Origin of the sequence: Stenotrophomonas sp. YIM B13575 (genome assembly GCF_042787595.1) — a bacterium.
Lineage (GTDB): Bacteria > Pseudomonadota > Gammaproteobacteria > Xanthomonadales > Xanthomonadaceae > Stenotrophomonas > Stenotrophomonas lactitubi_B.
Genome location: NZ_JBHZOP010000180.1, coordinates 1 through 9060, shown reverse-complemented (window position 1 = coordinate 9060; position 9060 = coordinate 1). Strand labels below are relative to the sequence as shown.

7 protein-coding genes are annotated in these 9060 nt (G+C 68.1%); 3 read left to right on the top strand and 4 right to left on the bottom strand.

The window, feature by feature from the left end; all coding sequences use genetic code 11:
- Window positions 1-80 precede the first annotated feature (80 nt).
- Window positions 81-866: a dienelactone hydrolase family protein gene (locus ACFX4F_RS20415; RefSeq protein WP_265952654.1), complete on the bottom strand. Its 786-nt coding sequence runs from the start codon at window positions 864-866 to the stop codon at window positions 81-83.
- 128 nt (window positions 867-994) lie between these two features.
- Here ACFX4F_RS20415 and ACFX4F_RS20410 point away from each other — a divergent pair, with 128 nt between their 5' ends.
- Entirely contained in the window at window positions 995-1582 is a 588-nt protein-coding gene (locus ACFX4F_RS20410) for an SMI1/KNR4 family protein (protein WP_380658172.1), read from the top strand.
- Window positions 1583-1694: 112 nt separating this feature from the next.
- On the opposite strand, the gene murD is transcribed toward ACFX4F_RS20410, so the two are convergent.
- The 3 genes from murD to ACFX4F_RS20395 form a co-directional block, all read right to left on the bottom strand.
- Window positions 1695-3104, bottom strand: a complete 1410-nt coding sequence (gene murD, locus ACFX4F_RS20405; RefSeq protein ID WP_380658170.1) for a UDP-N-acetylmuramoyl-L-alanine--D-glutamate ligase — start codon at window positions 3102-3104, stop codon at window positions 1695-1697.
- Entirely contained in the window at window positions 3085-4437 is a 1353-nt protein-coding gene (gene murL / locus ACFX4F_RS20400) for a UDP-N-acetyl-alpha-D-muramoyl-L-alanyl-L-glutamate epimerase (RefSeq protein ID WP_380658168.1), read from the bottom strand. The genes murD and murL overlap by 20 nt, the downstream gene beginning before the upstream one ends.
- A gap of 90 nt (window positions 4438-4527) precedes the next feature.
- The gene (locus ACFX4F_RS20395; protein WP_380658166.1) at window positions 4528-7122 is read right to left on the bottom strand and encodes a bifunctional aspartate kinase/diaminopimelate decarboxylase; all 2595 of its coding nucleotides are present in this window, start codon (window positions 7120-7122) and stop codon (window positions 4528-4530) included.
- Between the two features lie 75 nt (window positions 7123-7197).
- Here ACFX4F_RS20395 and ACFX4F_RS20390 point away from each other — a divergent pair, with 75 nt between their 5' ends.
- Window positions 7198-8070 (top strand): PhzF family phenazine biosynthesis protein, encoded by an 873-nt coding sequence (locus ACFX4F_RS20390; RefSeq protein ID WP_380658164.1) that lies wholly within the window; start codon window positions 7198-7200, stop codon window positions 8068-8070.
- 89 nt (window positions 8071-8159) lie between these two features.
- Complete coding sequence (locus ACFX4F_RS20385) at window positions 8160-9038, top strand: PhzF family phenazine biosynthesis protein (protein ID WP_380658162.1); 879 nt, start codon at window positions 8160-8162, stop codon at window positions 9036-9038.
- Window positions 9039-9060 lie beyond the last annotated feature (22 nt).

The following is a 9060-nucleotide window of genomic DNA, read 5'->3' as shown; positions in this document are numbered from 1 at the left end:
GGTCGGCACCTACCAGGGCAGGTGGGTGCCGACCGTTGGTCGGCACGGAAACATCGGTGGGTGCCGACCGTGGGTCGGCACTACATGAAACGCTCCTCGAAGAACTCATCCAGCGCCTTCCAGGCACGCTTCGCCGCACGCTCGTTGTACTGGCAGCCCGGCGGGCTGTTGGCATCGCGCTCGGCAAAGCAGTGCACCGCACCGCTGTAGTTGGTGAACTCCCAGTCCACCTTGGCCGCGTCCATTTCCTTCTGGAAGCTGCCGATGTCCTCTGCGGTGACGCTCTTGTCGTCGGCGCCGTTCAACACCAGCACCGACGGATGGCTGCCACCGGCCTGAGCCGGCAAGGGCGAGCCGAGTCCGCCATGCAGGCTGACCACGCCCGCCAGCGGCGCGCCCGCGCGGGCCAGTTCCAGCACCGTGGTACCACCAAAGCAGAAGCCCACCGCGCCGATCCGGCTGGCGTCCAGCGGTGCCTTGCCCGCCTGTGCCTTCAGCACGTTCACCGCCTCCAGTGCCCGCGCCCGCAGCAGCGGCCGGTCGTTGCGCAGCTTGGTCGCCACCGGCCCGGCCTCGGCATCGGTCTTCGGTCGCACACCCTTGCCATACACGTCGGCTACCAGCACCACGTAGTCATCGCCCGCCAGCTGCTTGGCCTTCTCGATGGCCGATTCGTTCACGCCCTTCCAGTTCGGCACCATCACCAGGCCAGGGCGCTTGTCGTTGTCGCCATCGTCATAGACCAGCACGCCACTGAAGGTTGTGCCCTGGTGCTTCCACTCCACCGGCTGCGTCTTCATCGCCGCCCACGCTGGCATCGCCGCCAGCCCAAGTACCATCGCCACACCGCAACGCCAACGGTTCATGCGCCTGCTCCAGAAAAAGGGGACGGAGGGGATTAAGCCGTAATCGCCCCTCCCGCGTCGCATTCTGCATTGGCTGCGTGACGCAGGTGTGGTTGGATACGACCTGATCCCCTCCGTCCCCTCTCTGCATGAACCTTGTTGATCGCTTTCTGTCTGGCCTGATCCCGCGCTTGCCCGAGGACGATGCCCCGCAATGGGCATGGACCGAAGGTGCCAGCGAGGCCGATCTGCAACGCCTGCGCGCGCAGTGGCCGCAGGTTCCCGACAGTCTGGTGGAGCTGCTGTCGCGCGTGGATGGCACGCACTATCGCGAATACCCGAAAGGCGAGGTCTGTGTGCTGATGCTGGGTTCGGACGTGGGCGACTACCCCTACTACCTGCGCTCGGTGGCACAGATCTTCGAGGACCAGCAGCAGTGGGACGACAGCATCCGATCCATCTACGAAGAATGGCTGGATGACGAACCGGACATCCTCGGCGAAGGCATCGACGCCGACCTGCCAATGAACCGCCGGCTGTGCTTCTCGCACTGCATGAACAACGGCGGCACCTCGATGCTCTATCTGGATTTCGATCCTGCGCCGGGCGGCAGCGTCGGCCAGGTGGTGCGCTATCTGCACGACCCGGACAGCTACGCGGTGATCGCCCCCAGCTTTGATGCGTACCTGCAGCAGCTGATTGATCGCGATTACGCATTCATCAACGAACACGAATGAAGGCAGCCGAGCGTGGGCTCGGCTCTACAGTAGATCCACGCCATGCGTGGATGGATGCATGCGGGGTCAATCCGGGGTCAGAGCCCTTTCCTGCGGAAAGGGATCCGACCCCTCAGGCGATCCCGATACCCGGAATCGCGCTGATGCTGTCCGGGTCGAACCCGGCCAGCTCGGCGAAATGCCGCCCGCGTGCGACGTAATCGCGGTAGGCGCCATAGCTCGGCGCGCCCGGCGACAGCAGCACCACCCCACCCTGCTCGCCCAGTGCGCGACGCGCCAGCGCCATCGCCTCGGGCAGATCGGCAGCGGCATGCAGGCCGAAACGGCCGGCGTCGGCCAGCGGCTGCAGCATCGCGTGGATGCGTGGGCCGTTGCTGCCCATGGTCACGATCTCCACCGGCGGCACGTCGTGCGCCATGTGCTGCATGAAGTCGGTCCAGTCCAGCCCGCGATCATGCCCGCCGACCAGCAGCGCGATGCGCTGGCCGGCGAAGCACTCCAGCGCCGCCAGGCTGGCGTGCGGCGTGGTGCTGATCGAATCGTTGACGTAGGTCAGGCCATCGGCCTCGCCAATCCGCTGCAGGCGGTTCGGCAGCGGCCGGAAATCCTGCACCGCCGGCGCCAGCGCCACCGCATCCAGGCCCAGCGCCTCCAGTGCGGCCAGCACCGCGCACAGGTTGCCGCGGTTGTGGCGCCCCGGCAGCGGCGTGTTGCGGGTATCAAACACCGCCTGCTCGGCGCGATGCACGATGTCGCCGCGCATATGCCAGCCCTGCGGCTGGTTGAACCAGACCACCTCGCTGGCGGGCAGCGACAGCGCGGCCAGATGCGGGTCCGCGGCATTGAGCACGGCAACGCGCGGCGCGGCGCCGGTCACCAACTGCAGCTTGTCTTCGATGTAGCGTTGTTCGCTGCCGTGCCAGTCCAGATGTTCCGGGAACAGATTCAGCACCACGGCCACCTGCGGGTGCGCACCACTACGCGCGACCTCGCCGGTCTGGTAGCTGGACAGCTCCACCGCCCAGTACGCAGGCGCCGGCTGCGGGTCCAGCACTTCCAGCAGCGGCATGCCGATGTTGCCGACCAGACCGGTGCGATGCCCGGCTGCGCGCAGCAGGTGCGCGACCAGCGCGGTGGTGGTGCTCTTGCCCTTGGTGCCGGTCACGCAGATGGTGTCGCGCACGGTGCCTTCGGTATCGGCATGTTCGGCAAACCACAACGCCGTGCCACCGATGAAGGCGGTGCCCTGCTCCGCCGCCGCCAACGCGATCGGCAGGTACGGGCTGATCCCTGGCGACTTGATCACCACGTCGAATGAAGCCAGTGCTTCGGCCGTGGGTTCGCCGCGGACATCCAGCGCGCCCTGCGTTTCCGCACGCGCGGCCTCGACCTCGGCGGCCGGGCAGAACAGGCTCAGGCCAAGCGATGGCAGGCGCGCGCGCAACACCGCAAACGCAGCACGCCCCTCACGCCCCCAGCCCCACAGCGCTACGCGCTTGCCGTCAAGCTGCGAAATCTTCACGCACCCGTTCCCACAGCGCCGCCGGAATACGATGTTCGCCCTGCAGCTGCATCAGCGGTGCCAACTCCAGTTCGGCCGCATCCAGCTGCGGCCGGATTTCATTGCAGAAGCGCTTCACCAGCGCGTCTTCCTTCCACTCCGGGCGCTGCGCCAAGGTTGCCATCGCCGCACGCGATTCGCGGCCTTCGCCCACGCATTCGAACGGCTTGTGGTCCTGGAACTCCAGCAGCGCGTCGAAGCCACCGGCCTGCTCGATGTCGTCCAGCAGGTTGCGGCCGAAGATGCGCACCAGGCGGGTCTTCGGCATGAACGGGGCCAGCGCCAGGAACACGAAATGGCACTTCGGGCAGACGCCGCACCAGCGGTTCACCGGGCGCTCGCCAAGGATGTGGAAGTTGCGGTTGCAGCTGGAGAAATGCGCGTCGTAGAAATCGCTCTTGGCGAACTGGCGGGCCACCGCCAGCTCCGACATCGGCCGCAGCAACGAGTAGTACTGCAGGTCGGCGGCCACGTACTTGCGCACGTGGTTGCCGAAGGCCTGCTCGCAGGCCCAGCCCTTCGACCACTGGTGGTTGACCTCGCCGGTACCCGGAATCTGGCTGCCGTAGCTGGCCGAGCGCTCGTTGGAGAACACCACCTGGTCCACACCATGCAGCAGCGCCGCCAGCACCATGATCGCCGAGTTCACCACGGTCACCGGAATATGGCCGTTCCAGGCGCCCTGACGGTTGAGCTCGAACAGCTCCGGTGCCAGCGCGCGGCCGAGGTTCAGGGTCGGCAGGTCGGTGCGTTCGGCGCAGGCGCGGATCAACTGCGAACCACCGATCCAGGTCACCGTCTCGTCCACACCGGCGCGACGCAGTGCTTCGATGCTGACCAGCGAATCCTTGCCGCCACCGATGGCGACCAGCGCATGCGCCTGCAAGCCCAGCTCCGGTGCCTGCACCGGCTGACCCTGTACCGGCAGGCGGAAGCGACCGCGCAGGTTCAGGCCGTTGCGGTAGGCGAATTCGCCCAGGCCGTTGAGGTAGATGGTTTCCACCAGCGCCGCCGTATCGGCGTCGATGCTGTAGCTGTCGATGCTGACCGTATCGGGCACACCGGCCTTGTAGTAGCTCACGCCGGCAATCAGGTGCAGCAGCCGCAGCGCGCGCTGCACGGCGTCGGCACGGGCCGGTTCCAGTACGAACGGGGCGCCCGGCACGGTCACGGTTTCCACCATCTCCGGGCCGTCATCGAAGGCGTAGACCAGCTTGGCCACGCCGGTGTCCGCGGCGAATTCGCAGCGGACGAAGCGGAAGCGGGAAACCTGGTGTTTATCGAAAGCAGTCATGGTGAATCCAGTTCAAGCACGGTCAGGCACGTGCCCGCGCGCAGGCGCGGGACGTGTCGGTGGGCGGGTGCAGGGCGCGCAAGGCGGCAATCATTCGATCACGTCCTCGCGCGGCATCGCCCGCTGGTTGTAGGTGTTGGACATCACATAGCCGTACGCGCCGGCGTCGGCGATCAGCATCACATCGTCCGGCGCGGTCGACACCGGCAGCTTGCGGCGCTTGCCGAACACATCGCTGGATTCGCAGATGGGACCGACCACATCGAACGCGGCTTCGGCGTAACCGCCCTGGCGGCTGAGGTTCTCGATGTCGTGCCAGGCGTCGTACAGGGCCGGGCGCATCAGCGTGTTCATGCCGGCATCCAGGCCGACGCGGCGCACGCCGTCCTTCTCCACCACCTGGGTGGCGTGGGTCAGCAGCACGCCCGATTCGGCCACCAGGAAGCGACCCGGCTCGATCGCCAGGCGGAACGCCGGATGCAGCGCCTTGACCTCGGCCAGGCCCTCGGCCCAGGCCTCCAGGTCGAACGGCTCGTCTTCGTCGCTGTACGGAATCGGCAGGCCACCACCGATGTCGATGGTCTGCACGCTGCCGATACGGCGGGCGAAACCGGCCAGCTCATCGCACATCAGGCGCCAGTGCTGGGCGGTTTCCACGCCGCTGCCCAGGTGCGCATGCAGACCGACCACGCGCGTGCCCAGCTCGGTGGCCGCGCGCACGAACTCGTCCACGCGCGCGATCGGCAGGCCGAACTTGGATTCCTTGCCACCGGTGCGGACCTTGGCGTGGTGGCCTTCGCCACGGCCCAGGTCCACGCGCAGCCACAGCTCGCGGTTGCGGAACAGGTCCGGCCAGCGCTGCAGGGCTTCGACGTTGTCGACGGTGACGGTCACGCCCAGCGCGAACGCCGCTTCGTACTCGCTGCGCGGGCAGAAGCTGGGGGTGAACAGCACGCGCTTGGGCGACAGTTCCGGAATGGCCTGAAACACATGCTTCAGCTCACCGTGCGACACGCACTCCAGGCCGAAACCTTCGGCTTCCAGCAACTGCAGGATGGCCGGATGGCTGTTGGCCTTGATCGCGTAGTAGCGCTGGTCGATCGGCTTGATCGCCGCCAGCGCGCGGGCACGCGCCCGCACCGTCGGCAGGTGGTAGACGTAGCGCGGGGTGCCGGCATCGGCCAGCTGCAGCAGGTGCGCCCGCTGGCCGCGCCACCACGGCGTACCACGCGGACGCACGGTGCCGGCGATTTCGCGCCAGCGCGGGCCGAATACTTCGGTCTCTTCCACCGGCATCGCGCCGCTGTCGATCAGTTCGGCGTGCAGGATCGGCAGCAGGCCATCGGCATCGGCCTCGTCGATGACGAAGGTCAGGTTCAGGTCGTTGGACGACTGCGAAATCATGTGTACGCGCTCACGACCGAAGGTCGCCCACACGTCCGACAGCTTGTGCAGCAGCGAGCGCATGCCCAGGCCGACCAGGGTGATCGCCGCGCACGGCACGATCACCTTGACCTTGCAGATCTGCGACAGGTCGGCCGACAGCGCGGCCAGCACATCGGTGTTGACCAGGTTCTCGGACGGATCCAGCGACACGGTGACGTTGGTCTCGGCCGAACCGATCAGGTCCACCGACAGGCCGTGCTTCTTGAACAGGCCGAACACATCGGCGAGGAAGCCGACCTGCTGCCACATGCCGATCCCTTCCATCGACACCAGCACGATGCCGTTGCGACGGCTGATCGCCTTCACCCCCGGCACCGGCGCGGCGTTGCCGTCGATGCTGGTACCCGGCAGTTCCGGGCGCTCGGTATCGAGGATCGCCATCGGCACGCCGGCATCGCGGCACGGCTTGATCGAGCGCGGGTGCAGCACCTTGGCGCCGGTGGTGGCGATTTCCTGCGCTTCGTAATAATCCAGGCGGGTCAGCAGACGCGCGTCCGGTACGTCCTTGGGGTTGGCGCTGAACATGCCCGGTACATCGGTCCAGATCTCCACGCGACTGGCGCCGAGCAGCGCACCGAAGTACGCCGCCGAGGTATCCGAACCGCCGCGACCGAGAATGGCGGTGCCACCGTCGGCATGACGCGAGATGAAACCCTGGGTGATCAGCAGGCGCGTGGGCTGCGCACGGAAGCGCTGCGCCCACTCGGCATCGGCACGCCACTGGCAGTTCACCGACAGGCGTTGCGACCAGTCGCTCTGGTTCGGCTGCGGCGGCAGCGCGTCCAGCCACTGGCGCGCATCCATCCAGCCGAAATCCAGGCCGCTGGCACGCAGGTAGGCCGCGCCCAGGCTGGATGACAGCAGTTCACCCTGGCCCAGCACTTCGGCCTGCCAGTCCAGCGGTCGGCTGGGCGCACGCGGGTCGTCCAGCAGGCCCTGCAGGGCGGCCAGCCGCTCGGCCAGCACCTCGGCGCCCAGCCCCAGCTCTTGCAGGAAGCCCTGGTGGCGTTCGACCAGCGCCGCCACGCGATCGCGGCTGTCCGGCGCGCCATCGGCAATCGCGGTCAGTTCGTTGGTGACCCCGGACAACGCCGAAACCACCACCAGCACGCGCGATCCGGTCTCTTCCGCCCGTTTTTTCGCCAGCTTCCCGATCGTGTCCCAGCGGTGGCGACGCGACACCGAGGTGCCGCCGAACTTCAGTACGATCCAACGATCGACAAGGGGGGAAGCTGACATGGATAGGCTATGTGTAATGTGGGGAAGCCGCCCTTGGGGGCGGAACCTTCGATTCTAAGCCCAATACACCCGTCAATGACCGCCTACCGCTACCTGCAGCTCGATGTCTTCGCCCATCACCCCGGTACCGGCAACCCGCTCGGTGTCGTGTTCGACGCGGATGGGCTGTCCACCGACCGCATGCAGGCCCTGGCCGCCTGGCTGAACCTGTCCGAGACCGTGTTCTTCCTGCGCCCCACCGCTGCCGGCGCCGACTACCACGTCCGCATCTTCACCCCCGCCAGCGAGCTGCCCTTCGCCGGCCATCCCAGCGTGGGTGCCGCCTGGGCGGCGGTCACCTGCGGCCTGGTGCAGCCACGCGACGGGGCCTTGGTACAGCAGTGCGCGGCCGGCCTGCTGCCGGTGCAGGTCACGGGCCCGGCCAACGCGCCCACCATCCGCCTGGCCAGCCCAGCGGCGCGCCTGCTGCCGACAGCACCGGGCGCCGTCCCGGAAGCGCTGCGCGCCGTCATCGCCGAGGGCCAGGGCGCCGAACTCTGGGACAACGGCCCGCGCTGGTGGCTGCTGCCGCTGCGCGATGCCGACGCCGTGCGCACGCTGGTACCGGACATGGCCGCCCTGCGCGACTGGAGCATGGCCACCGATGCGCTCGGCGCAGCGGTGTTCGCGCTCGAACCCGGTTCCGACCATGACCTGGTGGTGCGCGCGTTCTGCCCTGCCGATGCGCCCAACGTGCCCGAGGATCCGGTGACCGGCAGCGTCAACGCGCTGATCGGCGCCTGGCTGCGGCAGCGCGGTGCCCTGCCCGGCAAGAACGGGAGCTATGTGGCCAGCCAGGGCCGCGAGGTCGGCCGCGACGGCCGCGTCCAGGTCACTGTCGATGCACAGGGCACGGTATGGATCGGTGGCCAGGTGCAGCCGGTGATCGACGGCAACATCCGCTGGTAGCGTCGCCCCCGGCGGCCTGCCGCGCTGCGCGCTCGTGGGGCATGGCCCCGCGCTACCCTATGCGGCCTGTTTCCTGGAGTTCCCGCCTGATGTCCGCACGCCGTTTCCTGCAGCTGGATGTGTTTTCCCCGCGCCCGGGCGCTGGCAATCCGCTGGCTGTCGTGCTCGATGCCGAAGGCCTGGACGATGCGGCAATGCAGGCCATCGCCCGCTGGACCCGCCTGCCCGAAACCACCTTCGTGTTCCCGCCACAGGGCCCCGGCGCCAGCTACCGGCTGCGCATGTTCAGCCCGCAGAAGGAAGTGCCGTTCGCCGGCCATCCCAGCGTCGGCACTGCCCATGCGGTGCTGCAGGCGGGCCTCGCCCTGCCCATCGATGGGCTGCTGGTACAGGACGGCATCGCCGGGGCGTTGCCACTGCGCGTGACCGGTGAAGGCGCGCAGCAGCGCATCGCCATCCGTACGCCGCGTGCACAGCTGGCCGAGACCGCGGCAGCCGACGATCCGCGCCTGCAGCCCGCCGTGCAGGGTTGGCCGCTGGGTGCGCTGCCACCTGCGCGCATGCAGGGCGGACGCAGCTGGTGGGTCGTGCAGGTTGCGGACGAGACCGCGTTGCGCGCCCTGCGCCCCGATTGGGATGCGATCGCCACGTTGGCTGAATCGACCGACAGCATGGGCGTGTTCGCCTATGCCTTTGCCGATGGCAGCGACGGCTACGACCTGGCCGTGCGCGCCTTCGTCGGCAATGGACGCCGCTTCGAGGATGCGGCTTCAGGGGCGGCCAACGCCGTGCTGGCGGCCTGGCTGGACCTGCGTGATGCCCTGCCGCGCGGCCGTCAGCCCTTCGAAGTCAGCCAAGGCCGCGAAGTCGGCCACGATGCGCGCCTGACCCTGCTGGTCGACGAAGACGGCGAGGTCTGGTCCGGCGGCCAGGTGCAGACGGTGATTTCCGGCACCATCGACTGGTGATTGCCCGCACGCGGGGTAGCGG

Excerpts from the sequence above, each read along its gene's own strand:
- ACFX4F_RS20415 (WP_265952654.1), bottom strand. The coding sequence starts at position 866 with ATGAACCGTTGGCGTTGCGGTGTGGCGATGGTACTTGGGCTGGCGGCG.
- ACFX4F_RS20410 (WP_380658172.1), top strand. The coding sequence starts at position 995 with ATGAACCTTGTTGATCGCTTTCTGTCTGGCCTGATCCCGCGCTTGCCC.
- murL (WP_380658168.1), bottom strand. The coding sequence starts at position 4,437 with ATGACTGCTTTCGATAAACACCAGGTTTCCCGCTTCCGCTTCGTCCGC.
- ACFX4F_RS20395 (WP_380658166.1), bottom strand. The coding sequence starts at position 7,122 with ATGTCAGCTTCCCCCCTTGTCGATCGTTGGATCGTACTGAAGTTCGGC.
- ACFX4F_RS20390 (WP_380658164.1), top strand. The coding sequence starts at position 7,198 with ATGACCGCCTACCGCTACCTGCAGCTCGATGTCTTCGCCCATCACCCC.
- ACFX4F_RS20385 (WP_380658162.1), top strand. The coding sequence starts at position 8,160 with ATGTCCGCACGCCGTTTCCTGCAGCTGGATGTGTTTTCCCCGCGCCCG.